Origin of the sequence: Saccharospirillum sp. (assembly GCF_040881935.1) — a bacterium.
Classification (GTDB): domain Bacteria; phylum Pseudomonadota; class Gammaproteobacteria; order Pseudomonadales; family Natronospirillaceae; genus Saccharospirillum.
Genome location: NZ_JBBECH010000072.1, coordinates 16,116 through 41,361, shown reverse-complemented (window position 1 = coordinate 41,361; position 25,246 = coordinate 16,116). Strand labels below are relative to the sequence as shown.

The window sequence follows — 25,246 nt, the reverse complement described above, 5'->3', positions numbered from 1 at the left end:
GCCTGTTTTTTGGTGCCAGAACCGTGAATCAACGTCTAAATCGGTCGTGTTAGCGCCTCTTGAGCGCTAGTGTAGCGCATGACCGATGTTATTTATGTGTATTCACAGTGCCGTATGTTATCGCTTTATGGCCCAGACAATACTGGAAACCCCCGGGCTATTCCATGCCGCAGGGGAAAAAGTGAGTGAAGGAGGGCGCAGGGGTGGAGGTAATCCTAGTTGCACCGTCAGGGAGAGGCTGAAGGTTTCAGCAAACTGACCAATCACCCCGACCATGGTGGGGCAGTATTCACGCTGTGGCTGCCCTGAAGAGGCTAGTTGACCTTTCGGTCAGCTTTGATACAGTCTGCCTGTATGAATCACCCGTGAACCGCTCATGACCAAGCCCGTACAGAATAATAGCTCACCGGCGACAGATCCTTCGGCCCGCTTTACCGCCGATCAAGCGGCCCAGGCCACGTTACTGCTGGGCCAAAGCATCGATTTCCCCCAGGTCGACCAGATTCGACATTGCCCGAAGGCGGCACTGGTTATTGTGCAGGGACGCATTGCCTGGCACGGGCCAGCCGCGGAATTGTCGGTTACTCAGCAGTCCTTTGCAACGGTTGTTGATTACGGCAATGCCTGGATCATCCCCGGCCTGATCGACACTCACGTCCACGCTGCCCAAATGCCGGTGATCGCCAGTTGGGGCGAGCAATTGCTCGACTGGCTGAACCGCTACACCTTTCCGGCCGAACGCCGCTTCGAAGACCCGGTGATCGCCCGCCATCAAAGTGATGTCTTTCTGGACGCGCTACTCGCGCATGGCACCACCACAGCCATGGTGTTTGGCACAGTGCATGAAGCCGCGACCGACGCTTTGTTCGAAGCCGCTCGCGAGCGTCGCATGGCCCTCATTGCTGGCAAGGTGCTGATGGACCGTAATTGCCCGGATTACCTCAGCGATACCGTCAACAGCGGCTTTGACGCCAGCGCCCGGCTGATCCATCGCTGGCACGGCACCGACCGGTTGCAGTATGCCGTTACGCCTCGTTTTGCACCTACGTCCACCGAAGCTCAGTTGGAACGGGCCGGGGCATTGCAGCAGGAGGCCAGAGGGTTGTATCTGCAAACCCATGTTTCGGAAAACCCGGATGAAGTCAGTTGGGTGCAGTCGTTGTTTCCCAAGTCGAGGGATTACGTGGATGTCTACCAACACTATGGATTACTCCACGAACGCTCAGTGCTGGCGCATGGGTTGCATCTGACCGACCGGGAATGGACTGCATTGCGAGAACATCAGGCGCGCATTGCAGTCTGCCCGACGTCCAATACGTTTCTCGGCAGCGGCCTGTTTGATTTCGCCCGGGCAGAGCGGGAGGGTGTCGTATTGGGGTTAGCGAGCGATGTTGGCGGAGGAACATCGTTGTCACAGCTGGTCTCGGCGGCAGAGGCCTACAAAGTCGGGCAGTTGCAAGGCTACAAGCTCACTGCCAATGCGTTGTGGCACCAGATGACCGCAGGTAACGCCCGGGCACTGCATCTGGACACTCAAATTGGCTCTCTGGACAGCGGCAAAATGGCGGATTTGGTGGTGCTGGATTCGACCCGCAGTGCCAACCTCAGTGCCCGGCTGGCGCACGCAAACTCACTCGAAGAAGCATTGTTCGCAACGCTGATACTGGGTGATGAGCGCCTCACCCGAGCCACCTGGGTCGCTGGTGAGCGGCTTTACAGCGCCTAGGAGTCTGTCGGACCTAGACTCTCAGTTGCATTGAAACGGGAAGCCGCTTAAGCTCGAAATGTACGCGGAATCAGTGAGTTAGACTGGCAAGCGAGTACTGGTCGTTGACCACTGTCTTCGTTCTTTCTATCACCTCAGTGCAGGAAGTCATCATGGTCGACCAGGCCCAGAAACGCTTGAAAGAAGAATTCCAAACCAAGGAAAAGGCAGGGCGAATCCGGCAGCAGAACGAGGCCATCATACTTGAGGCGGCGGAAATTGAATTCGCGCAGCATGGCTTCAAGGGAACCTCGCTGAATGCCATCGCTGAACGCGCGGGTCTGCCCAAATCCAACATCCTGTATTATTTTCAAAGCAAAATTGGCCTCTACGGCGCGGTGTTGTCAGATATTCTGGGCATGTGGAACCAGGCGTTTAACACCACCACCGCCGATGAAGACCCGGCCGCAACGATTTACGCCTACATTCGTTCCAAAATTCGCTATTCCCGTAGCCACCCTCTGGCCTCAAAAATTTTTGCCATCGAGGTGATACAGGGTGCCCCGCATCTGAAAAAGTACCTGGCTCAGGAAATGCATCACTGGGCACTGGGGCGGACCAACGTGATTCAGGCCTGGATCGACGCCGGCAAGATGGACCCGATCGACCCCTTGCACCTGCTGTTTATGATCTGGGGAAGCACCCAGCACTATGCCGACTTCGCCACCCAAATTGAGTGGGCGCTGGACAGTGAGGGGCTAACCGAAGCCGACTTTGAACAGGCCGAACGTACCCTGACCCACGTTATTCTGAAGGGCGTTGGTTTAACGGTACCCGGTGAAGCTTGAGCGTTGCCCGGGTCTGAATGCTTTTTGTCCGAGCCCCCGGGTCCGAGCCTGATTTTCAGGCCGACTTGGAGTACAGTAGCCGCTTTTTATTGGTCTGATAAGGCTCTATGACTGCAGAATTTGACGATATTCGCCCCTTTAACGACGACGAAGTTCCGCTCGTCCTGAAGCGTGTGCTCGCCGACCCGGAAATGCATGCGGCCATTGGCGCCTGGGTAGCGCCGGGTATGAACCGCAAAGCCCCCTGGTTGCTGCGCTCCCTTATTCGTCTGGGCCTCGCCTGGCAGTTCCGCGGTATTCGTCGCGTTGAAGATTTTCAGCCCCGGCTGCGTGGCTATCTAAAACGGATCCTCGATAAAAGCGTGGCGGATCTGACCGTATCGGGACTCGATGCGCTCGACCCAAACAAGGGTTATCTATTCGTCTCCAACCACCGCGACATCGTTATGGACCCGGCCATGGTGAACTGGTCGCTCTATCACGCGGGGTTCCAGACCGTACGAATCGCCATCGGAGATAACCTGCTGAGCAAGCCTTTTGTCAGCGATCTGATGCGCTTGAACAAGAGCTTCATCGTGCGCCGCTCAGTCAAGGGCATGAAAGCCAAACTGAAAGAAGCTCAGATCCTGTCGCGCTACATTCATCATTGTATTACCGCCGATCAGGCAAATGTCTGGATCGCCCAGCGGGAAGGTCGCGCCAAAGATGGCTTCGACAAAACCAACCCAGCCGTAATCGGCATGTTCAGTCTGAGCAAACCCAAAGATCGCGACTACGCCAGCTACATTCGCGAGTTGAATATCGTTCCGGTGACCATCAGCTATGAAGTGGACCCGCTCGATTTGTCCAAAGCGCGTGAACTCTATGCGCAGGAGCATAAAGGCGGTTACAAGAAAAAGGCCCATGAGGATGTTCAGTCGATTGCCCGCGGTATGACCGGCTGGAAAGGCCGGGTCCATCTGGCCTTTGGCGAAGTATTGAACGGTGATTATGAAAAAGACACCGATGTCGCAGCGGCAATCGACGCCCAGGTGCATCAGCATTACCGCTTGTACGAATCCAATGAATGGGCTCACGCCATCTTGCACGGTGACCAAACTGAACCGACAAACGCAGATGCCGTGAAGCTGGCAGAGCGGGTTGCGGTAACGCGGGATACCCTTAAACCCTATATGTTGCGCCAGTATGCGAATGCGGTGCAAATGAAGCAGGGGTTACCGGCGCTGACGTCAGCGATGGATGAGGTAGTGCCAGACTCAGAGGGTCCTGAGGACCAATAAACCATCTCTTAGGTTTTCGGAATTGCAGAGTTAACCTCTAGTTTGTAGGCCGTGGCTAAAATGGTTAGCACCGTGTGCCGGTTAGGCTTATCCAGGGTGGTCCGCAGCAGGGACGCTGCGGTCCAGGCCCCATGGATGGGTTTACGCCGACCCTGGTTAAGCCTAACCGGTGCACGGTGCGGGTTATTGGCGATATACCTTGCGTAGCCACCAAAGTGAGCGCAGCCTCCGAGACTGGAGCTATAACTCGCTAACCCAGTTACGAATGACCAGGCGGCCGCTGCTGCCATTGCGGGCAAAATCGATTCTTCGGGGTAGCGATTCGCCGGTTTCATCGAAATACAGTGGGTAGTCAACCTGCCAACCCGACTGATTAATGCTTTGCACCTGGCGGCTGGCGGCATCCCGGTCGATGATGGCTTCGATGCCCGGGTAGGGCTTGGCGCGAACCCAGTATTGAAGGTAGTCGAGCGGCAGATCCAGTTCGGTAATTTCGTAGGCCAGCTCGCGTAAGGTGCTGCGGGTTACCTGGTCGGCGCCTTTGGTCAGGGTTACCTTGCCCGGCTCACCGTTTATCTGCACGGCACCCTGGCCCAGAGGGCCACTCAGCTCAATCTCGAAATCCTGTGCCCGCTGTTCCCAGTCAACGTTGAAACTGCTCGCTTCGGTGGCGTTGCGAACGGCCATTTTACCCGATAGCGCCCAGTTTTCTGTCAGATCACTGGCTCCCGGTTGAGTGCCGAAGCGGGCGCAGCCGGTTAGCAATAGTGTTGCCAGGCCGAGAATCAGCAGCGACTTCATCGGTCGATGCCCAATGTTTCAATGATGGCCCGGGCTGTCGGGCTGTTGCTGTTCCAGTTGAAGGCCTGGTCGAGCCAGCGTAGCGCCTCATCCTGTTTGTTTTGTTCCCACAGTACGGCGGCCAGATGGGCGGCGACTTCATCCGATTCCATTGACTCCAGTGAACGGCGTAACCAACGCTCAGCTTCCTCAAGGTTGCCGAGGCGATATTCCACCCAGCCCTTGGAATCCTGAATGGCCGGGTCATCGGGCTGCTGCTCCAGCGCACGGTCAATGTAGCGTTGTGCCTGAGGCAAATTGACATTGCGATCGGCCCAGGTGTACCCCAGGGCGTTCAGCGCCGAGGTGTTGTCTGGCTCTTGTTCCAGCACATCGATCAGATTGGCCTCAAGCAAATCGTATTGCCCAAGGTTGGCGGCCAGCAATGCCTGGTCGTACAACAGGCTGGTGTCGCCCGGGTGCGCTGACAAGGCTTGGCCGTAGACGGCCATTGCCTGCTCGGTGTCACCCAGGCGGCGGTACAGATCGGCTTCAATGCGCCACAAAACAGGGCTCTGGCCGGGATAGGCCTGCCGGGCCTGATGCAAGGCTTTCTGTATATCGGTGGGGCGGCTGTTCTGCCAAACCTCGCTAAGTTCTGCCAGGGCAGAAATTAGGTACGGCGGTGCCTGGACGCTCAAAAACCGCTGGGCAGCTTCTTCTGGCAAGCGGTTGATGCGGCTGATCCGGCCCAGAAAATAATGCGCTTCATCGCTGAATTCGGTGGGAATCAGCCGCTCGAACAGCACTTCAGCGGTATCGTAATCTCCGTTATCGAAAGATTCGCGCGCAAAAGCCCGGGCTATGACCGGTTCATTCGGAAACCGGTTAAACAGGGATTCAAGGGTGTCTGCTTTATTGGCGCCCGAGTCTGCGTAGACGAAGCCCGCATAGGCCGTTGCGACTTGACTATTGTTGGGGTATTGCCCGGTGAGCTCGCTGATGATCGTACGAGCCTGCTCAATGTCGTTCAGTTCCAGATGGAGTCTGAATTCCAGTAAACCCTTGTCTGGGCTGTCCTGTCGCGCACGATTAGCGCTGATGACGTCCAGTGCCTGTTGATAGCGGCCAAGTGTGGACAGCAGTTGGGCGTTGGCAAAGCCAATGCTGGTGTTATCGGGGTGGCTGGTTTCAGCCTCGGCGAACACGGGTAACAGGCTCGCTTGCTGGTCGTTGGTCAGGCTGTTGATGCCAGCCAGTGCACCCTCGACCTCTGCATCCGGGTCCAGCATTAGCCATCTGTCCAACGCCCGTTTGGCGGTGACCTGATCCGCATTGGCCAGGCTGGCAATGGTCAGCGCCTGCCAGCCTTCGACACTGTTTGGTTCGAGCCGGAGCCAGTGGCCTGCGTGCTCTCCCATGCTGTCGTAATTGCCGACCACCTGGTTCAGAGCCGTGGCGCGCTGGGCCACCTCAAGGTCGTCGAATTGACGGTCGAGACGGCTGTAGAGTTGTGCGGCTGAGCCATAGTCGCCACGGTTGGTCGCGATTTCCGCCAGCAACAGGGTATAGAAGGACTCGCCGGTTAGCGGAGTTGTGGCAATGCGAGTCTCGGATTCTATAGCTTGCGCCGGTACCGAATCAGTTTCGGTTTGCGGGGCGGAACTACCGGACGATTCGGCCTGAGAGGCCGTCGTGGTGCAGCCACTGAGGGCCAGGCTGAGAATCAGGGTGGCCAGCAGGGTACGTTTGAAAGGTGCTGATGATGTCATGTGTCTTGGCTTCGCCGTCTGATTGTGAGGGTTGCGTCCTGCGCAAAAAAGGGTAATCCGGATCGATTGTGCCGGGGGGTCCCTTTCTTTGCTGCACTGGTTGATTCAATTTCGTTGCAGTTACCGACGTTGCGAGGGTTTACGCACTGGGATGTGGTTCAGCTCAGTATCGGATAGCCAGGGGCAATCATGAGTATAGCCTGACCTGCATTGTTTGTGACACGTTCGGCCTCATACTGCTGTCGAGTTCCCGGTTAGAGTGACCTGTGGGTGACTTCCGGGTACAGCAAGCGAAGCGTAAATCCGTGTAAAGATGCCTGCTGGCAGACCTTTCCCGGCTGGGACGCAAGGTGTTATCACAGTCGCCTCCAGACCCGAAAATCGGTAGACTACGCGTTTGATCAACGAAGTGAGCAGGCCCCGTCCAAACATGTCATTGCTGGCCCTCGGTATCAATCACAACACGGCGTCAGTAGACGTTCGGGAGAAAGTCAGTTTCGCTCCCGAAACCATGCCCGACTCCCTGTCTTCGGTGTTGTCGATTCCCGGCATCGAAGAGACGGTGATTCTCTCCACCTGCAACCGCAGTGAAATTTATTGTTCGCTGACTGAGCCTGCCGTCGGTATTGAAGCGCTGATTCAGTGGCTTGCTCAAACGCACCGTATTTCTCCCGACGAATTGCGCGCCGCGCTCTACATCCATGCCGATGCTGATGCGGTCTCCCATTTAGGGAGGGTGGCGGCCGGGCTGGATTCCATGGTTCTGGGTGAGCCGCAGATTTTGGGTCAGTTAAAATCCGCCTTCGCCGTTGCCCAGGAATACGACTCCGTCGGTCAGCAGTTACATCATTTGTTTCAACACAGCTTTCGGGTCGCCAAGGAAGTCCGCACTCATACCGCCATTGGTGAAAACGCGGTCAGCGTGGCCTACGCGGCGGTGCGCCTGAGCACCCGTATTTTTGACCGGCTCGACCGGTGCCGGGCGTTGTTGATAGGAGCCGGTGAGACCATTGATTTGGTGGCGCGACATCTGCGTGACAAGGGCGTGACCGATCTGGTGGTGGCCAACCGAACATTGGCCCGGGCGCAAAGTCTGGCGGCGGAATTTGGCGCTCGGGCGGTATTGTTGTCGGACATTCCGGATGAGCTACCGGGTGCGGATATCGTCATTTCCTCGACCGCAAGTCAGTTACCTATCATTGGCAAGGGCATGGTTGAACGCGCCCTGAAGAAGCGCCGGCATAAACCGGTGTTTATGGTCGATATAGCGGTACCGCGTGATATAGAAAGTGAAGTCGGTGATCTGCCCGACGTGTATCTGTATACCGTGGACGATCTTAAAACGGTCATCGAAGCCAATGTGCGCAGCCGCCAGGAAGCAGCGCATGAGGCGATGGACATCATTGCCCGTTCAACCGATGCCTTCAGTCAGTCGTTGAAAGAACGGCAGGCGGCTGACACCATTCGCGCCTTGCGTCAGCAAGCCGAGCAACTGAAAGAGGTTGAACTTGGGAAAGCCCGTCGTGCTTTGCAACAGGGCGGTGATGCCGAGCTGGTGATGGAACAACTGGCACGCGGCCTGACCAACAAATTACTCCATGCACCCACCGTGGCCTTGCGCAAAGCCCACGGTGATGGTGATGACAAGGAGGCCAGTGAATGGGCTTCCCGTCTGTTTGATTTATAAGGCACTCAAGCGTCTATGAAAGAGTCCATCCGCCAGAAACTGACTGAACTGTCTGAACGATATGATGAGCTGGCGCGTCTGCTTTCCCAGCCCGAGGTGATCTCGGACCAAAACCGCTTTCGTCAGTATTCCCGTGAATATTCAGAGTTAGAGGATGTGGTGGGTTGTTTTGCCCGTTATGGGGAGGTCGAAAACGACATCCGCGATGCCCGTCAGCTGATGGACGACAGCGACCCCGAGATGCGCGACATGGGTCGGGATGAAGCGCGACTCGGTGAAGAGCGCTTGCAACACCTCACTGACGAATTACAGGTTCTGTTATTGCCCAAAGACCCGAACGACGGACGCAACGTGTTTCTGGAAGTGCGGGCGGGTACCGGTGGCGATGAAGCCGCCCTGTTCGCTGGTGATCTGCATCGAATGTACGGCCGCTATGCTGAGCGCATGGGCTGGCGGCTGGAAATTATGACCGTCAGCGACGGCGAACACGGTGGCTACAAGGAAATCATCAGTCGCATCAGTGGCGATCAGGTCTATTCGCACCTGAAATTTGAATCCGGTGCGCATCGGGTTCAGCGCGTTCCGGAGACCGAAAGCCAGGGGCGTATTCACACCTCAGCTTGCACCGTTGCGGTAATGCCAGAGGCCGATGAACTGGCCGAAGTCGAGATCGACAAAGGCGACTTGCGCGTCGACACGTATCGCGCCTCCGGTGCCGGCGGCCAGCACGTCAACCGAACCGATTCTGCCGTTCGCCTGACGCACCTGCCCACCGGCATCGTGGTGGAATGTCAGGATGAGCGCTCCCAGCACAAGAACAAGGCCCGGGCGATGTCGTTGCTGGCGGCCAAAATAATGGATGCACAATCCAGTGCTGCGGCCCGTGAACAGGCCGATACCCGGCGCAGCCTGGTCGGCAGCGGGGATCGCTCCGAGCGGATTCGCACATACAACTTCCCACAAGGGCGAGTAACCGACCACCGCATCAATTTAACGCTCTATAAACTGGATGAAGTCATGCAGGGCGCACTGGACCAGGTGGTTGATCCGCTGGTGCAGGAACACCAGGCGCAGCTGCTGGCCGATATGGCGCAGTCCTGACGTGTCACGACCCAAACCGACACCATCGCTATGCCGAATCCCTTCTTGAATCAGGTTCGCCAAGCCCAGCAATGGGCCCAGCAGCAGGGTCTTGAACCGCTGGAGGTGGATCTGTTGCTCGCCCATGTGCTCGGTCAGTCCCGAACCTGGCTGTTTACCTGGCCCGAACGGACCCTGACCGATGAACAACAACGGCGTTTTAGTGATCTGACGCAACGGCGTCTGGGCGGTGAGCCAGTTGCTCATATACTCGGCACGCGCGAATTCTGGTCTCTGCCGTTAAAGGTAAACGCCAGTACGCTGATTCCCAGACCAGATACCGAGACGCTGGTCGAGACCATACTGAACCGCTTTGACCAGACTGCACTGCGGGTGGCGGATATGGGCACCGGCACCGGTGCCATAGCGCTTGCATTGGCCAGTGAACGACCGGATTGGAGCATCAGTGCCTTTGATGTTCAACCGGATGCGGTAGCACTTGCACAAGAGAACGCGCAACACCTGGGTTTGCCGGTCACTGTAGGCTTAAGCCACTGGTGCGAAGCTCTGGCTGACCAAAGTCTGGATCTGCTGGTCTCCAATCCTCCCTATATCGCCGCCAATGACGTTCACCTGCAGCAGGGCGATGTGCGCTTCGAGCCGCTGTCTGCGCTGGTGGCAGCCGAGGATGGCCTGGCCGATATTCGTATTCTGATTGTGCAGGGGCGACGGGCTCTGGTGCCAGGCGGCTGGCTGTTTCTGGAACATGGCTGGACCCAAGGCCCGGCGGTAAGAGATTGCTTTGAACGTTTGGGCTATGGCTCGGTGGCAACCGTGCAGGATATGGGGAATCGGGATCGGGTCAGCTTTGGTCAGTGGAACCCTGTGTCTGGTTCGTTTTAATTGACTCAAGTTTCGAAGTTCGAAATAGATTAGCGCCGGGTGGCAGGGCTGCTTTTGCGGGGTATCTGAGGCATGGATGCCGAAGTTAAGCCTACATGGATGTATTTACGGCGCCCCCGCAGGAGCAGCCCTGCCATCCGGCGCGGGTTCAAGGCGATGCAGCCAATTTGAACTCCGAAACTTGTGTTAATAGACCAGGCGAATGACGGTTTCAGCCACACAGGCTGGGCGCCGGGTGTGTTCAATATTGACGGTGACTTCTTCAGTGACTTCCAAGCCGCGACGGACTACTTCGACTGCGACGATTTTCTTGGTCGCTCGCACCCGGCTGCCAGCCTTAAGCGGATAGGGGAAGCGCACCTTATTCAGGCCCAGATTGACGACCATTTTCGCGCCGGGGTAGGGCGGCTTGGTCGGGTCGACCGAGTCGGTAAGTTTGGGAATCATCGATAAGGTTAAAAAGCCATGCGCAATGGTGGCTCTAAACGGAGATTCCTGTTCGGCACGGGCCGGGTCGGTATGAATCCACTGCTGGTCTTCGGTGACGCCGGCAAAGGCGTTGATCCGGTCTTGCTCCAGGGTTAGCCACTGGCCTTCATAAACCACATCACCCAACTGGCTCAGCAGTGTCTGGCGCATGGCTTCGGCACGGGGGTTATCGCACTCTGTTAAAGCATCCTGCGGGGAATCGACCGGCTTGCGATCCTGATCCAACACCCAGTTTACCCATTCGTGATTACGGGCGCTCTGCCACAGTTCGTTCCAGTATTCGCGCCATTGCGGTGCGATAAGCTCCCGAAATTCCGCCTGATTCTGGCTCAGACGTTCTTTCTTTTCTTTAATCAGGTCGATGACACTCATGTCCGGGAATCCATTTCACAGAGAGGCTGATCCAGTAGGAATAAAATCCATTATACGCCAAAACCCCCGTATCGCTTAGTCTGGGGGGAAATGAGTGCCATGAAAGTTGCTCAATGGTGGCCATTTGTATGTCCTGTGAGATTAATGCGTATCGTGCGTCAGTGAGTCTGCCAGTGCATCGGGATCCTGTTCGGCCCAGCGATTCAGTTTTTGCTCCAGCTGGCGCAGCAGACGCGCCATGGCCCCACCGGATGACCAGGCAATATGCGGCGTCACAATAACGTTGGGCAGGGCCGCAAGGCGCCAGATGATGTGATCTGTCGGTGGTGGTTCGCTGCTGGCGACATCCAGTGCTGCAGCACCGATTTGGCCATGGGTTAGGGCGTCGAGCAAATCAGCCTCAACGACAAGGCCGCCCCGGCCACTGTTAATTAGCAGGGCGTGGGGCTGCATCAGACTTAGCGTATGGCGGTCGATCATGCCTTCAGTCTCGGCAGTCAGCGGGCAGTGCAGGCTGAGAATGTCGGCCAGTGATAGCGCCGTTTCAAAGGCGGTGTAACCCGGTCTGACCGACTCGGCACCAGGCCGTTCCGCATAGATAACCGACAACCCCAATGCCTGGGCCCGGCTGGCCACCGCATTGCCAAGGTCGCCCTTGCCAACAATGACCAGGCGCTGGCCGCTTAAGGTGTGAATCGGGGCCATTCGATGACAGAAAAACGGGCTCTGGCTCCAGCCTTTTTCATGTGTGTCTTGCAGGTAGGCTTTGAGGTTCCGGGCCAGTGCCAGCATCACCATGATGCAATGCTCGCCAATGGCGTCGACGGCGTAGCCGGTGGCGTTGAAGACAGCGATGCCTCGGGCACGACAGACGTCGAGATCAACATTGTTGGTCCCTGTGGCGGTGACTCCAATGCATTTCAGATCGGGCAACTGAGCCAGCAGCGTCGCATCAATCACCACTTTATTAACGATGGCGATGTCAGCCTGGTGCAAGCGTTCCAGTCGTTGATCAGGTGCGGTTTTGTCGAAGGTCTGCCAGTCGGTCACAGCGGCCGGTGGCGACAAGCTCTGTTCATCCGGAAAGGTGGCGGCGTCAAGAAATACGGCTTTCATAAGGTCTCGGTTGTCGAATTCAGTGCCCTTGAATGTACCTTATTCTGAGGGCAGGTGCCCGCGTTGGAGGAACCTGTCCAGTTCGAACCAGGCCCAAACACACCGAGGTCAGTTCGGCGTTACGGGTATTCAGCCGGTCTGCAGACCCCAACATGATCTCATTTTCGCGGGTCATATCGAACAGGGAAAACTTGAGCGATGAACTGTCGGAATTAATCACAAGCACCGGAACTGCAGTTATGGCGTTAAATTCTTAACCGGTTTGACGGACGGCCCAATACCGGGCCGTAATTGTGTAAGATAGGCCAAAATCAGACTGACGTTGTCCGGGGCCCGTATTCGCAGCCCGACGTTAGCCAGCCGTGAACCACAGAGTGAGTATATAAGATGGCAGTTCCCTTGGGTAATGACCGGCATCACGCCTGGCAAGCCTTTTCTCTGGCCAGGCGGGGTATTCAGGCGCAATGCAGGCGCGCCGGTCTTTGCTGGTTGTTCGCGGTGATAGCGCTGCCTGCCTGGGCCATGCCCGAAGGGTATGGGGTTTTGGAAGGCGGCGGTTATTTTGTGGGCCAGACCGAGTCGGACAGTCATATCCGGTTTGCCGGGCAGTCGGTCCCGGTCGACGCTCAAGGCCGCTACATCTTGGGTTTCGAGCGGATGATGCGCGGTGAATACCCACTCACGATGCGTTCACCGGGCCAGCCCGAAAAACGGTTTCAACTGGAAATAAAAGGGCGTGATTACCGAACTCAACGGGTCGACGGGCTCGATCCGTCCCGGGTCAATCCGCCGGAAGACCAGATCGCCCGAATTGTGGCTGATGCCGCGAGGGTTAATGCGGCGCGCGCGCAACGAGTGAGCAGTGAAGGCTGGCAAGAGCCTTTTATCTGGCCTGCTTTCGGCCGAATTTCGGGCGTCTATGGCAGCCAGCGTATTCTGAATGGTGACCCGTCGGCACCGCATTGGGGTATCGATGTTGCGGTGCCAACCGGAACTCCGGTCTACGCCCCTGCTTCCGGGGTGGTGACGCTGGCGGAACCGGATTTATATTTCAGCGGTGGCACCCTGATGCTGAACCATGGCATGGGCCTGTCATCAAGTTTCCTGCACCTGTCCCGCCTGCTGGTTAGCCCTGGTGAACAGATTGAGCAAGGACAACTGATCGCGGAAGTGGGTACTACCGGGCGCAGCACTGGCCCCCACCTCGATTGGCGCGTGAACCTGGCCGACGTGCGCATTGATGCCAGCTTGATGGTGCCAGAGCAGGATGACCTGTGCTCCGTTGAAGGCCAGGGCTCGCAAGTCGTTGTGCTGGTGCATGGCCTGGGCCGTACCGATCGCTCTATGGCTCGGCTGGCTGAATCCTTGCGCCAAGCGGGCTTTGCCACCTGCAATCAGGAGTACCCCAGTCGTCAGGAGACGGTGCAGGAACTGTCGGCCTATGTGGCCAACGCAGTGGCACAGGTCAACCGGCAGGGTTACGACACCGTTCATTTGGTGACCCATTCACTGGGGGGTATTCTGGCCCGGTACTGGCTACAACGTTCCGATTTACCCGGTCAGGGCCGGGTGGTGATGCTGAGTCCGCCTAATCATGGCAGCGAAGTTATTGATGCGTTGGACGATCATGCCTGGTTTCAGTGGATCATGGGGCCAGCGGCTCTGGAACTGGCGACCACTGACGATGCACTGGTGAACCGCATCGAACCGATCGATGTCCCGGTTGGGGTGATTACCGGAACCCGGTCCAGTGACCCCTGGTTCAATGTATTGTTTCAGGGGGATCACGATGGCAAGGTGTCCGTCGCCAGTGCCCGCTTGAGTGAAGCCGACGGCTTTCGGCTTGCCGAGGCCGGACACACCTTTATCATGAACGACGAGGACGTCCGTTTCTGGGTGGCCTTTTTTCTGACCAATGGTTTTTTCCCCTAGGGAATCACTGAACTGGAATCATGGCTTTACAAATAGGCTGTTAGCTTTTTTCACATTCGGGGGTGCTGCCGCTTGAAAAATAGGGGAAGCTGCCGGTGCGTATAAATGCAACACTGTCTAACAACAAGAAAAAGACTGGCACTGCGCACAGCTCACGCGATCACCTGATTGAAGGTTGTGTCTGAACAGAAAGTGAATAAAGCCGACAATGCGGGCTTATGCGCCGTTTGAAGGCTTGTGTTTCTGACAAAAACTCCTCAACATGAAGTGGTCCCTTCGGGAAACATAATAACAGCGAGAGAGAACACTATGATTAAAAAAACACTCTTGGGCGTAGCAACCGCTGCAGCACTGGTCAGCGCGGTACAGGCCGAGGAAGTCAAGATCGGGTTTCTGGGCGGTTTTACCGGTGGGATCGAGAGCTTGACGCCGCCGATTTATGATGCGGCTCGCCTGGCGGTCAGCCACGTGAACGGTCAAGGTGGTATTCTGGACGGTGACATTCTGGTCATGCCCAGTGCCGACACTACCTGCGGTGACGCATCGGCTGCCACCAACGGTGCCGACCGGTTGATCAACTCTGAAAACGTCACCGCCATTGTCGGTGCCCTATGTTCAGGTCCGACCATTGCCGCCGCTAACAACGTTGCTGTTCCTGCCAGCGTTGTGATGATCTCACCGGCTTCTACGTCACCGGCGGTGTCTGAGCTGAACGATAACGATCAAGTCTTCCGTACCCCGCCGTCAGATGCCTACCAGGGTGAAATTCTGGCCCGGTTGCTGGTCTCCAAAGGCATTGAAGAGGCCGCCGTTACCTACGTTAACAACGATTACGGTAAAGGTCTGGCCGATGCGTTTGCCGCTGCGTTCGAAAATGAAGGCGGCATGGTCATGGCCAATGAAGCACACGAAGACGGCAAAGCCGATTACCGTGCTGAAATCGCTTCACTGGCGTCTACCGGTTCCCAGAACCTGGTCGTGCTGGCTTATGCTGACGGGTCCGGTCAAACTATCCTTCGTCAGGCCAATGAAAGCGGTAACTTCGTGACCTATGTTGGTGGCGATGGCATGGTCGGTGACGGCCTGGTTCGTGCCGTGGGCGGAGACGTTCTGGAAGGCATGATTGCCACCAAGCCGGGTACCCCCGATCTGCCAGGTTTTGATGTATTCGCAGCACTGGCTGAGGGTGTTGAACTGGATCCGAACGCGACCTTTGCCGGTCAGTCTTACGATGCTGCCTTTATCATTGCGCTGGCTATCGAATCCATGGGTGAAGACAGCCGTGAAGGCCTGAGCGATCACGTGCGCCGCGTCGCAACTGCACCGGGTGAAGTTATCCTGCCGGGTGAGTGGGCCAAAGCCAAGCGTTTGCTGGCGGCGGGTCAGGACATCAACTACGAAGGTGCAACCGGCCAGCATGAATTCGATGCCAACGGCGACGTACCTGGTGTCATTGTTGAAATGACCGTGCGTAACGGTGCTTTTGTGGAAGTGGGCGAAGTCCAGTAAATCGGACAGGTTACCGCTACACGAATAGACACTGAGTTCGTTTAAAAAAACCGGCCTTCTGGGCCGGTTTTTTATTGGGCGATGTTACCGGGCCTGAGCAGCCAGTCGCTGCCAAAGCCGGTTAACCGCTGGGTTGCGAACGAGCGCACATCGATACAGGCGGATTTCCAAAGGAGCGTGCCAGCGTTCGGCTCCGCAGATCACCAGCTCACCCTCCCGCAGTTCCCGGCGAATACACAACTCCGGTACCCAGGCAATGCCAGCGCCCGTTAGAGCCATGCCTTTCAACCCCTCGGCCATGGCGGTGTCGTAAACGGTTTTCAGCCGCAATCTGATGGGGTCTTGCTTTAGCATCAGCCTTAATGTCCGGCCCAGAAAGGCTCCGGGGGTGTAAGCCAGTAAGGGGATTTCGTCCTGTCCGTCGCTGTCGAGCGAGTAACGCGGTTGGTCTGTGCCAGCCACGGGTACCGACACCGGCACCAGGCGTGTGTGCCCTAGTGTGATGGAAGGAAAGGTGCTGGCATCCAGTTGCAGGGTGGCGTAGGAGTCGTAGTAGATCTGCAGCAGATCACACTGGCCTTCGCGCAGTGCATGCAAGGCTTCTTCCACGTTCATCGCCACCAGGCGCATGTTCAGGTTGTTCATCACATCCCGATGTTCGGTCATCCAGTCCGGGAAGAAAGAGAAGGCCAGCGAATGTGCAGCGGCTACGCGCAGTGTGGCCTGCTGGTTGGCGTCTAACCCGCGCAGTCGGCTCACAGTCTCGCGCAACTGAGACATGACGGTGCGCGCCGTCAGCAGGAATAGCTGGCCCTCGTCGGTTAATTTCACCGGTGTCGTTGATCGGTCTACCAGTGGCACCGCCAGCATGGTTTCCAGCGCTTTAATGCGCCGACTGAAGGCTGGCTGAGTCACAAAGCGACGTTCCGCCGCGCTGGAAAAACTCAGGGTGTCGGCCAGGGCGATAAAATCCTCCAGCCAGCGTGTTTCAAAGTCCATTCAAGCCCCTTAGTATGCAATATATGCATACTATAGCTGAAAACGGCATTGGTCGGCGAGCTATGCAAGGCGCCACAATGAGTGCTCCGGTCGCCACTGTGGCAAGCCGGACACCCCCCGGAGGACAAAGAAAACCATCATGCTGCCAACGCAGAGCGACACACCCACCCGCACCGCTCATGAAACTGCCCAGTCAACGCGCCTGGAGCGCGATCTGCTGGGTCAGCGTTCCGTTCCTGCTGAAGCCTATTACGGCATTCAAACGCTTCGGGCCGCTGAGAACTTTGATTTATCGGGGGTGACGCTGGCGCACTTTCCCAAACTTATCATCGGGCTGGCCATGGTTAAAAAGGCCGCCGCCGCTGCCAATGCCGAGCTGGGGTTACTCGAAGCGCGCCGCTTTCAGGCGATCAATGCCGCTTGCGACCAGTTGATTGCCGGTGAACATCACGATCAGTTTATTGTCGATATGATACAGGGCGGGGCTGGCACCTCGACCAATATGAACGCCAACGAGGTTATTGCCAATTTAGGGTTGGAGTGGCTGGGTCATGCAAAAGGTGCATACCAGGCCTTGCACCCGAACAACGATGTTAATGCTTCCCAGTCGACCAACGATGCTTACCCAACGGCGATCCGGGTCGGGTTGCAACTGTCACATGCGAAGCTGGTGGACAGCCTGGCCTTGTTGCGCGATGCCCTGGCTGATAAACGGGATGAGTTTGCCGATGTGCTCAAAATGGGGCGCACCCAGCTGCAAGACGCCGTGCCGATGGCACTTGGCCAGGAATTTGGAGCCTTTGCGACCACCCTGGGTGAAGACATCGATCGTATTGCAGGCCTGTTTGACCTGCTGCGGGAAGTCAACTTGGGCGGCACCGCCATTGGCACCGGCCTGAATGCGCACCCGGACTATGGACAGCTGGCCGTTAGTCACCTGTCCCGTCTCTGTGGTCACCCGATGCGGTTGGCCAATGATCTGATTGAGGCGACATCCGATATGGGTGCGTTTGTCTTGTTTTCCGGTATGACCAAACGGCTAGCGATCAAACTGTCGAAGATGTGCAACGACTTGCGGTTGTTGTCGAGTGGCCCCCGGGCCGGATTCGGCGAGATCAACTTGCCAGCCCGTCAGCCAGGCTCTTCCATCATGCCCGGTAAAGTGAACCCGGTGATTCCCGAGGCGGTGAACCAGGTCGCTTATCAGGTAATCGGCAATGATCTGGCCATCACCATGGCGGCCGAAAGCGGGCAGTTGCAGTTGAATGCTATGGAGCCACTGATTGCCTATAAGCTGTTTGATTCAATGCGCCTGCTGCGTCGCGCCATGGATATGCTGCGCACTCTGAGTATAGAGGGCATCACCGCTAACCGCGAGCATTGCCTGGCGCAAGTTAACGCATCCATTGGTGTCATTACCGCGCTGAACCCCTACATCGGTTATGACAATGCGACGCGTCTGGCCAGCCTGGCATTGGCGACAGGACACAGCGTCCGGGATCTGGTTTTGGCTGAAGGCTTAATGCAGACGTCGGAACTGGATGAAGCCTTGAGTCTTGAACGACTGGTATACCCCGGCCGTAAGACGATGCCCGAGACTGTTTAATGCCCGGTGAGCCAATGGCCTACCCCACTATTGAGCATAAAAAAGGGGAGCTGCAAGCTCCCCCTTTTAACCTATTTTTAATAGCTTAGGCGTGATGCGCCACTTTTTCCGGAAACAGTCCTTTGGGTGCGTAACGCAGCACCAGGCTGATGGTCAGACCGATCACGAACACCCGGGCTTGAAGCGCGCGGCTGTCGAGATCACCGGGTGGCTGCCATTCGAACCAGGCGGAACCAAGCTGGCGCGCTATATCGATTAGAAACAGCGCAGCCGGTTCCGACATGATCCAGATAATATAAATAAACACTGCACCAAAGATGGTGCCCTTGTTGTTACCGGCCCCCCCGAGAATCACCATTACCCAGACCAGAAAGGTATGGTTCAGAGGTAGAAACCCGCTGGGATCAAAAATGCCATTAAAGGTGACCAGAGCAGCACCACCGATGCCCATCAGCACCGAGCCCAGAATAAACACTTCCAGGCGGCGGCGGTTGACGTCTTTGCCCATAGCGGCCGATGAGTTTTCATTATCGCGGATGGCGCGCATGGTACGACCCCAGGGGGCGTTGTAGGCGCGGTAGAGCAGGAAGTAGATGACGGCGATCATCACCGCAGTTACAGAAAGGTACGCCGCTCGGGCTGCAATAAAGCCGATATCGCCGGCCTGTGGCACAGGCCATGGCAGTGGAGATACCGTCAGCGTACCCCGGGTTAGCCAATCGGCGTTTTTCAGAAACGCCTTGATGATTTCAGCAATGCCCAGCGTTGCAATGGCAAGATAGTCACTGCGCAAACCCAGGCAGATATGGCCAATGAAATAGGCAATACCGCCAGCGATAGCACCGCCAAACAGCCAGCCGACCCAGACCGGCAAACCGAAACCGCCGATGAATCCTGCTTCGGATTCAATGGCTTTGGCGACTGGACCCAGAGAGGTGACAACCCACAGATAAAGAATGGCAGAAGAAATAATGATAAGCGGCAAGCGAATCTTCTTGCTAACGCCGAAACGCTTCAGTTGAGTAAGGCCATAAACGATGGCGATCGACAGCAACGCCTTGAGGCCAACGCCACCTAACTGACCGGGCAGGTCAGTACTCCAGAAGTCGTCGTTGGTTGGGAAGCTGAACAGCATGGTAATGAAGCCACCGAGGGCGACAAACCCCATGATGCCCGCGTTAAATAGACCGGCGTAACCCCATTGAATGGTCAGGCCCAGCGCCAGAATGGCGTAACAGCTGGCTTCAGCCAGAACCCGGACGCTGTAGGCGGAGCCCTGAGAAGCAAATACGATCAGAATCAACGCAGCCAGCAGGCTGAACAGGATGATGTCTTTCTTTGGCAGTTGCATCAGATGATCTTCCCTTTAAACAGGCCGGTTGGTCGCCAGATTAAAATCGCCAACAGGATGAAAAACGGAATGGTGATTTTGTATTCGGTGGGCACAAACGCCAGGGTATTGGGCAAGTCCAACGCGGGGATGGCTTGCTCTAGCGGGCGCAGCACGAAGGTCCAGTTGAATACCGCCAGAGTTTCTGTCAGGCCGACCACAAAGCCACCTGCCAATGCCCCATAAGGGCTACCCACACCGCCGACAATGGCGGCCGCAAAGATGGGTAGTAGAATCATGAAACTTAAATCAGGTTTCAGCGTTACGTCGAGTGACAATAAGGTACCGGCCGCACAAGCCAGTGCACCGGCGATGATCCAGGTAACACCGACGACGGTGTTGGTGTTGATGCCAGAGACTTTGGCCAGATCCGGGTTATCCGACATGGCGCGCATGGCTTTGCCAAGTCGCGACTTGTTAAGGAACAGATGCAAGGCAACAACGGCGAACACCAGAGACAGGAACAGCAGCAATTGAGGTTCGGTGACCACCAGATTGCGCGAAGCGGATTCAAACGGCAGGTCGATGCGGAAGATTGCCTTGCGATCGTCAATGTAGAGGCTCTGCGTTCCGGTACCGGCGAAGAAGCGAATCAGCCCCTGTAACATGAGCGTGACGCCGACCGACGCCATGACCATAACGACCGGTTTAACGTTGTTTTCCCGCAGTTTTTTGTAGAACAGCTTGTCGATACCCACGGCAATAAAAGCCGTCGCCACCATGGCAAGCGGCATCATCACAAAGGCGGTAGGTAACCCGATGGCCGGACCAACGGCCGGAAACAGAGCCGTCAGGATCAGCACCAGAAAGGCGCCCAGCGTCATCATGTCGGCATGGGCAAAATGAGCGAAGCGCAGAATGCCGAACACCAACGTGACACCGATGGCTCCCATGGCGTAGATTGAGCCAATCACTGCGCCATTAATAACCACACTGTTAAAAAAGAAAATAAATTCGTTCACAACGGACTCCTATTAACCGTCAGCCACCCAGGAAGCTTTTAGCCACTTCCGGATCGTTCAGCAGGTTTTGGCCTGTATCGGTAAAGCGGTTTTTGCCCGCTGCCAGTACGAACCCCTTGTGTGCAATGCGCAACGCCTGCTTGGCATTCTGTTCAACCATCAGCACGCCGACGCCGCTTTTGTTAATGGCGATAACCCGCTCAAAAATTTCGTTCATGTAAAGCGGGGAAAGGCCGGCCGTCGGTTCATCGAGCAACAACAAGCTGGGCTCAACCATCAGTGCGCGACCCATGGCGACCATCTGACGTTGCCCGCCAGACAGCTCACCGGCTGGCTGCCTGCGTTTGTCTTTAAGATCGGGGAAGAAGCTGTACACGCGTTCGAGCATGTAGCTGAAATCATCGCGACGAATAAAGGCGCCCATTTCCAGGTTTTCTTCGACCGTCATGCTGATAAAGACATTATGTTCCTGAGGGACAAAGCCCATGCCCTTGTGTACCAGTTTGTCTGGTGCCAGGTTGGTGATGTCGTCGCCGCGCAACTCAATGCTGCCCTCGCTCACATTCAGCAATCCAAAAATGGCTTTTAGGGTAGTCGACTTGCCGGCGCCGTTGGGGCCGACAATCACGCCAATCTCACTTGATTCAATGGCCATGTTGACGCCATTGAGAATGTTCATGCCGCCGTAACCGGCATGAATGTTTTTGCATTCAATAAGTGCCATATTACGCTCCGGCCTCGTTCGGATCACTGCCAAAATAGGCTTCAATCACCTGGGGATTATTGCGGATTTCCTCAATGGTGCCCTCGACCATGACACTGCCCTGGGCGAGTACGATCACCGGATCGCACAGCTCGGCGATCATGTCCATGTCGTGTTCAATCACCAGGAAGGTGTAGCCCATTTCGCGGTTCAGTCGCTGAATATTACCGACCAGATCATGCAGCAGGGTTCGGTTGACACCAGCGGCTATTTCATCGAGCAACACCACCTTGGCATCCACCATCATGGTGCGGCCCAGTTCCAGCAGCTTTTTCTGACCGCCGGAGAGGTTACCGGCGAGCTCGTTTTTAACGTGATCGAGACCGATAAAATCGATGACATCCATGGCTTTTTGCCGGACACCCGTTTCAAAGTCGCGCACTTTTCCGGGTTGAAACCAGGTATTGAAAATGTTTTCGCCCGGCTGGTTCGGCGGCACCATCATCAGGTTTTCAAGCGCTGACATGTGCGTGAATTCCTGAGCGATCTGAAAGGTGCGCAGCAGGCCTTTTTCAAACAGAACGTTGGACGGCAGGTTGGTAATGTCTTCTCCCGCCAGCTTGATGGTGCCTTTGTCGACCGGAAACGCACCGGCGATCAGATTGAACAAGGTTGATTTACCGGCCCCGTTGGGGCCAATCAGGCCGGTAATCGAGCCTTCTTCAACGGCAATGGAGCAGTCGTTAATGACGTGCAAGCCGCCAAAGGCTTTCGATACGCCCTGTACTTCGATGATGGATCCCATTAACCCTCCCACATTCAGTCTTCAACCGTCGCTCTGCGGCGACTGGTCGCATCAAGTGATCGTGCTGTCCAGTTCCGTTAACACACCGCCAGCCCGAGGGATAAGGCTCCGGTCGGTGATAGCCGCTATACAATGGCAGGCAAGCAGGGTATTGGAGTGGTCAATCCCGGTGGCACCTGGTTGTTGTGGCTGGTCGTGATCAGGTTCGAGAACTGGAAACTCGATCAATGTTTGATTTTTTATTGTTGATCGTTGCGTCAGTGAGGACGCCCGAAGCGTAAGCAGCATGGCTGGTCACTTCTTGTCGTTTTGATGCCCTGCAACCATACCCGATTGCAAGACCCCGCGATAAAAAATCCCGGCGATTCTACCTTGTACGCCTGTAAAATCAAAAGGAATGCCGGTAAATCGAGGCCTGGGGCGGGTATTTGTAAAACCTTGCTACTGGCAGGGTGTAGCGTCAGCGTGACAAAACGGCTGGTTTTCAAATCGCGCAATGACAGCCCGGTGACCCGTCACCTATACTGCGCGGCCAGTTTTCAAAGAACGTTAACCCATGCTCAGTTACCGACACGCCTTTCATGCAGGCAACCACGCCGATGTCCTCAAACACCTGGTTCTGATCCAGTGCCTTGATTACCTGACCCGCAAAGACACCCCGCTGCGGTACATTGATACCCATGCCGGAGCGGGCATGTATTCGCTGACGGCGCCTCAGGCCCAGAAAACCGGTGAAGCATCCGAGGGCGTAGCCCGGTTGCAGGCGCAACCTGGTACACACCCGCTGGTTAAACAGTATCTGGGTCTGATCAAACAGGCTAATGAAGGCGCGGCTGGTAATCTGTATCCGGGTTCGCCCTGGATCGCCAGCCAGTGTCTGCGCGCCCAGGACAAATTGGTGCTGACCGAACTGCACAGCAAAGATCATGAAGCATTGGAAGCCCTGTTCCGTCGCCAAAAGCCGGTCAAGGTGGCACGTCAGAATGGCCTGGAGCGATTGATATCGGAATTGCCCGCACCGGAGCGTCGTGCCTTTGTATTGATTGACCCCTCTTACGAGGTCAAGGCGGAGTACGAAGAGGTTGCCACAGCGGTTAAACTTGCCATGAAGCGGATGTCCACGGCCGTTATTGCCGTCTGGTTTCCGGTGGTACAACGTGAGCGGGTGCGTAAGCTGGAACGGCAACTGACCGGGCTGGCGGAGATGCAGGTGTTCGAACTGGGTATCGCCCCCGATTCTCGAGAGCACGGTATGACCGCCAGTGGTTTGATGGTATTGAACCCGCCCTGGGGTCTGGATACGGTCATGGAAGAAGTGATGCCGGACCTGATGACCGCCCTGCAGGTACCATCGGACGGCTTTTTTCGCATTCGACGTCATCCGGTCAAGGGTACACCGGGGAAGGGCGCTGTGGGACGCGGCTGATCAGCCGCGTCGCCGTCCGACCCATCCCGATATAACCAGCCCCGCCAGGGGCAACAGCACCCAATAAGGTCCACCCCAGCGTTGGTACGGGGTTAACCCCTCCCTGAGATTGACGCTACCGGCAACCGCTGCCACCTCAAACTGCTCACTGCGCTCCAGAACCTGGCCGTTCGCGTCAATCAGGGCGCTGATGCCATTCTGGGTAGACCGAACAATGGCCCGGCTGTTCTCGATGGCCCGCATCCGGGTAATCTGCAAATGCTGGTGCGGGGCCAGCGAATCGCCGAACCAGGCGTCGTTACTGACCATGATCATCAAGTCCGAATCCCGGGCGAGCGCCATGGTCAATCCCGGGTAGGCCGCCTCATAGCAGATAACCGGGGCCAGCCTGCGCTCATGGCCTCGATACATCCACGGCATCGGTGTCTGTGGCGCGGTGGCAGGCGTCAGGGTCGACATCGGGATATTAAAAAAGTTGATCAGGCCGCGCAACTGCTGCTCAAACGGCAGGTACTCGCCAAAGGGCACCAGATGTTGCTTGCGGTACTCCCCACCCGCCGTGCCAAAGCCGAGCAGGGCGTTAAAGTAGCGATCCTCATCCTGAGTAACAATGCCGGTAATAATGCCTTGCTGACGCTCATTGCCCACCCGTTCCAGATCTTCAAGGTAAGCCGGAATGCGCTCGGGCCGAACCGTGAGTGCGGCTTCCGGCCATATCATTAAATCAGCGGAGTCGAACCGCCGGGCTTGTTCGCTGTAAAACTCCAGCGTGGGCCGAACCTGACTGCTTTGCCACTTCTGTGCCTGGGCGACATTGCTTTGAATCGCCACGACCTCGGCGCTGTCGATGACCTCTGTCCAGCGATCAGCCGGTAGCGCAGCACCTAAACCCATGGATATCAGAATAATAGCTGCGCCAATCCCCGGTACCCACCTAGGTGTGGGGCTGGCTTGTATCGGCAGAATCATTGTCAGTGCCGCTGCTGAAAAAGCGATGATGGCACTAAGACCATAGACACTAACAACGGCTGCCAGCTGCCCGGCCGGGGTATCGGTCAACGCATAGCCTGAAAACAGCCAGGGCATGCCGGTAAACAACCAGCTTCTGACCCATTCAAACACCAGCCACAGCAAGGGTGCAGCCAGCCAGCGGCTAGCAGCTCTCTGTTTAAAAAAGCGGTGGTACAACCAGGCCTGCAACCCGGGTAATAAGGCAATCGCCAGGCAAAAAACGGCTGTCATCAGAACCGACAGGGGAATGGGCGTTGCCACCGTCCGCATGCTGCCATACACCCAGGAAATCCCCACACCGAACAAACCCGCCCCGTAACACCAGCCCAGCCAGAACGCTTGCTTGCCGGTTTGAGCACGCTGGGTCACCCAAAAATAACCGATGAGGCTGAGCCACACTAAAGGCCAGAAACCAAAGGGAGCCAGAGACAGAGGCAATAAAATACCGGATAACAGCGCCAGTGCGGCTAATGGCAGAGAGGAGCGTAAAGCAGAGGTGGCAATTGTCATTGAAGAGGGAACCCGACGGGTAACAAACCAGAGAGCATAATGCCCAGACTGGGTGAGGTTTTGAAGTCATACAGTGGTCGTGTGGTGTAAAACCGCTAAGGGTGAAGCTTTGTAGGCGGTTCTTTAGAAGTTGCACAGTAGCGAGTGTCGGCCAGCGGGTAGGTTTGTCCGGGGAAGTCTGAGGCATGGATGCCGAAGTCAAGGCTCCATGGACGGATCTACGCCGACCCCGGACAGACCTACCCGCTGGCTGACACGGCCCCTGGCACAGAACCTACTGCAGCCGCCAAAACTGTGACGATATAGTGGCTTTTCATCGAAAGCTCACCAAACTGTGCGCATTGGATTCACAGGGGAGGCC

The 25,246-nt window shown here is 56.5% G+C and carries 21 protein-coding genes; 10 read left to right on the top strand and 11 right to left on the bottom strand.

Features of this window, described 5'->3' with window-relative positions; genetic code table 11:
* Positions 1-376 precede the first annotated feature (376 nt).
* The 3 genes from guaD (at position 377) to WEB54_RS13445 (ending at position 3,833) form a co-directional block, all read left to right on the top strand.
* Positions 377-1,726 (top strand): guanine deaminase, encoded by a 1,350-nt coding sequence (gene guaD / locus WEB54_RS13455; RefSeq protein ID WP_368056216.1) that lies wholly within the window; start codon positions 377-379, stop codon positions 1,724-1,726.
* A 152-nt stretch (positions 1,727-1,878) separates the two neighbouring features.
* Positions 1,879-2,553 carry a TetR/AcrR family transcriptional regulator gene (locus WEB54_RS13450; protein WP_368056214.1) on the top strand — a complete coding sequence of 225 codons (675 nt, stop codon included), beginning with the start codon at positions 1,879-1,881 and terminating at the stop codon, positions 2,551-2,553.
* A 107-nt stretch (positions 2,554-2,660) separates the two neighbouring features.
* Complete coding sequence (locus WEB54_RS13445) at positions 2,661-3,833, top strand: 1-acyl-sn-glycerol-3-phosphate acyltransferase (RefSeq protein WP_368056212.1); 1,173 nt, start codon at positions 2,661-2,663, stop codon at positions 3,831-3,833.
* Positions 3,834-4,073: 240 nt separating this feature from the next.
* Here the strand turns inward: WEB54_RS13445 and lolB are convergent, their stop codons facing one another.
* Both lolB and WEB54_RS13435 read right to left on the bottom strand, forming a co-directional pair.
* A complete protein-coding gene (gene lolB / locus WEB54_RS13440; RefSeq protein WP_368056210.1) occupies positions 4,074-4,634 on the bottom strand; it encodes a lipoprotein insertase outer membrane protein LolB in 561 nt (186 codons plus the stop codon).
* The gene (locus WEB54_RS13435) at positions 4,631-6,385 is read right to left on the bottom strand and encodes a tetratricopeptide repeat protein (RefSeq protein WP_368056208.1); all 1,755 of its coding nucleotides are present in this window, start codon (positions 6,383-6,385) and stop codon (positions 4,631-4,633) included. Before WEB54_RS13435 ends, lolB begins: the two co-directional genes overlap by 4 nt.
* A gap of 430 nt (positions 6,386-6,815) precedes the next feature.
* Here WEB54_RS13435 and hemA point away from each other — a divergent pair, with 430 nt between their 5' ends.
* The 3 genes from hemA to prmC are packed head-to-tail and all read left to right on the top strand — an operon-like array spanning position 6,816 to position 10,055.
* A complete protein-coding gene (gene hemA / locus WEB54_RS13430; RefSeq protein ID WP_368056206.1) occupies positions 6,816-8,072 on the top strand; it encodes a glutamyl-tRNA reductase in 1,257 nt (418 codons plus the stop codon).
* Between the two features lie 15 nt (positions 8,073-8,087).
* A complete protein-coding gene (gene prfA / locus WEB54_RS13425; protein WP_368056204.1) occupies positions 8,088-9,173 on the top strand; it encodes a peptide chain release factor 1 in 1,086 nt (361 codons plus the stop codon).
* Positions 9,174-9,203: 30 nt separating this feature from the next.
* Entirely contained in the window at positions 9,204-10,055 is an 852-nt protein-coding gene (gene prmC, locus WEB54_RS13420) for a peptide chain release factor N(5)-glutamine methyltransferase (protein ID WP_368056202.1), read from the top strand.
* A gap of 186 nt (positions 10,056-10,241) precedes the next feature.
* On the opposite strand, the gene WEB54_RS13415 is transcribed toward prmC, so the two are convergent.
* The 3 genes from WEB54_RS13415 to WEB54_RS13405 all read right to left on the bottom strand — a co-directional run bounded on the left by WEB54_RS13415 (position 10,242) and on the right by WEB54_RS13405 (position 12,252).
* Positions 10,242-10,916, bottom strand: a complete 675-nt coding sequence (locus tag WEB54_RS13415; RefSeq protein ID WP_368056200.1) for a MaoC family dehydratase — start codon at positions 10,914-10,916, stop codon at positions 10,242-10,244.
* 141 nt (positions 10,917-11,057) lie between these two features.
* Positions 11,058-12,032, bottom strand: coding sequence for a D-2-hydroxyacid dehydrogenase (locus WEB54_RS13410; protein WP_368056198.1), 975 nt, complete (start codon positions 12,030-12,032; stop codon positions 11,058-11,060).
* Positions 12,033-12,051: 19 nt separating this feature from the next.
* Positions 12,052-12,252, bottom strand: coding sequence for a hypothetical protein (locus tag WEB54_RS13405; protein WP_368056196.1), 201 nt, complete (start codon positions 12,250-12,252; stop codon positions 12,052-12,054).
* Between the two features lie 167 nt (positions 12,253-12,419).
* On the opposite strand from WEB54_RS13405, the gene WEB54_RS13400 reads away from it, so the two are divergent.
* Together WEB54_RS13400 and WEB54_RS13395 are read left to right on the top strand one after the other, a co-directional pair.
* Positions 12,420-13,964, top strand: a complete 1,545-nt coding sequence (locus WEB54_RS13400) for an alpha/beta fold hydrolase (protein WP_368056194.1) — start codon at positions 12,420-12,422, stop codon at positions 13,962-13,964.
* A 309-nt stretch (positions 13,965-14,273) separates the two neighbouring features.
* The gene (locus tag WEB54_RS13395) at positions 14,274-15,473 is read left to right on the top strand and encodes an ABC transporter substrate-binding protein (RefSeq protein ID WP_368056192.1); all 1,200 of its coding nucleotides are present in this window, start codon (positions 14,274-14,276) and stop codon (positions 15,471-15,473) included.
* An 84-nt stretch (positions 15,474-15,557) separates the two neighbouring features.
* On the opposite strand, the gene WEB54_RS13390 is transcribed toward WEB54_RS13395, so the two are convergent.
* Positions 15,558-16,472, bottom strand: a complete 915-nt coding sequence (locus WEB54_RS13390) for a LysR substrate-binding domain-containing protein (RefSeq protein ID WP_368056190.1) — start codon at positions 16,470-16,472, stop codon at positions 15,558-15,560.
* A gap of 139 nt (positions 16,473-16,611) precedes the next feature.
* On the opposite strand from WEB54_RS13390, the gene WEB54_RS13385 reads away from it, so the two are divergent.
* Positions 16,612-18,078, top strand: coding sequence for an aspartate ammonia-lyase (locus WEB54_RS13385; RefSeq protein ID WP_368056189.1), 1,467 nt, complete (start codon positions 16,612-16,614; stop codon positions 18,076-18,078).
* Between the two features lie 85 nt (positions 18,079-18,163).
* On the opposite strand, the gene WEB54_RS13380 is transcribed toward WEB54_RS13385, so the two are convergent.
* From WEB54_RS13380 to WEB54_RS13365, 4 genes are read right to left on the bottom strand one after another with little or no spacing between them, the layout of a single operon-like run.
* Positions 18,164-19,429 (bottom strand): branched-chain amino acid ABC transporter permease, encoded by a 1,266-nt coding sequence (locus tag WEB54_RS13380; protein ID WP_368056188.1) that lies wholly within the window; start codon positions 19,427-19,429, stop codon positions 18,164-18,166.
* Positions 19,429-20,430 (bottom strand): branched-chain amino acid ABC transporter permease, encoded by a 1,002-nt coding sequence (locus WEB54_RS13375; RefSeq protein WP_368056186.1) that lies wholly within the window; start codon positions 20,428-20,430, stop codon positions 19,429-19,431. Before WEB54_RS13375 ends, WEB54_RS13380 begins: the two co-directional genes overlap by 1 nt.
* Positions 20,431-20,449: 19 nt before the next feature.
* Positions 20,450-21,154, bottom strand: a complete 705-nt coding sequence (locus WEB54_RS13370; protein ID WP_368056184.1) for an ABC transporter ATP-binding protein — start codon at positions 21,152-21,154, stop codon at positions 20,450-20,452.
* A gap of 1 nt (position 21,155) precedes the next feature.
* Positions 21,156-21,938 (bottom strand): ABC transporter ATP-binding protein, encoded by a 783-nt coding sequence (locus WEB54_RS13365; RefSeq protein ID WP_368056183.1) that lies wholly within the window; start codon positions 21,936-21,938, stop codon positions 21,156-21,158.
* Between the two features lie 556 nt (positions 21,939-22,494).
* Here WEB54_RS13365 and WEB54_RS13360 point away from each other — a divergent pair.
* On the top strand, positions 22,495-23,364 hold the full coding sequence (locus WEB54_RS13360) for a 23S rRNA (adenine(2030)-N(6))-methyltransferase RlmJ (RefSeq protein ID WP_368056181.1): 870 nt from the start codon (positions 22,495-22,497) through the stop codon (positions 23,362-23,364).
* Here the strand turns inward: WEB54_RS13360 and lnt are convergent, their stop codons facing one another.
* Positions 23,365-24,885, bottom strand: a complete 1,521-nt coding sequence (lnt, locus tag WEB54_RS13355) for an apolipoprotein N-acyltransferase (protein WP_368056180.1) — start codon at positions 24,883-24,885, stop codon at positions 23,365-23,367. It abuts the gene before it with no gap.
* Positions 24,886-25,246: the final 361 nt, after the last annotated feature.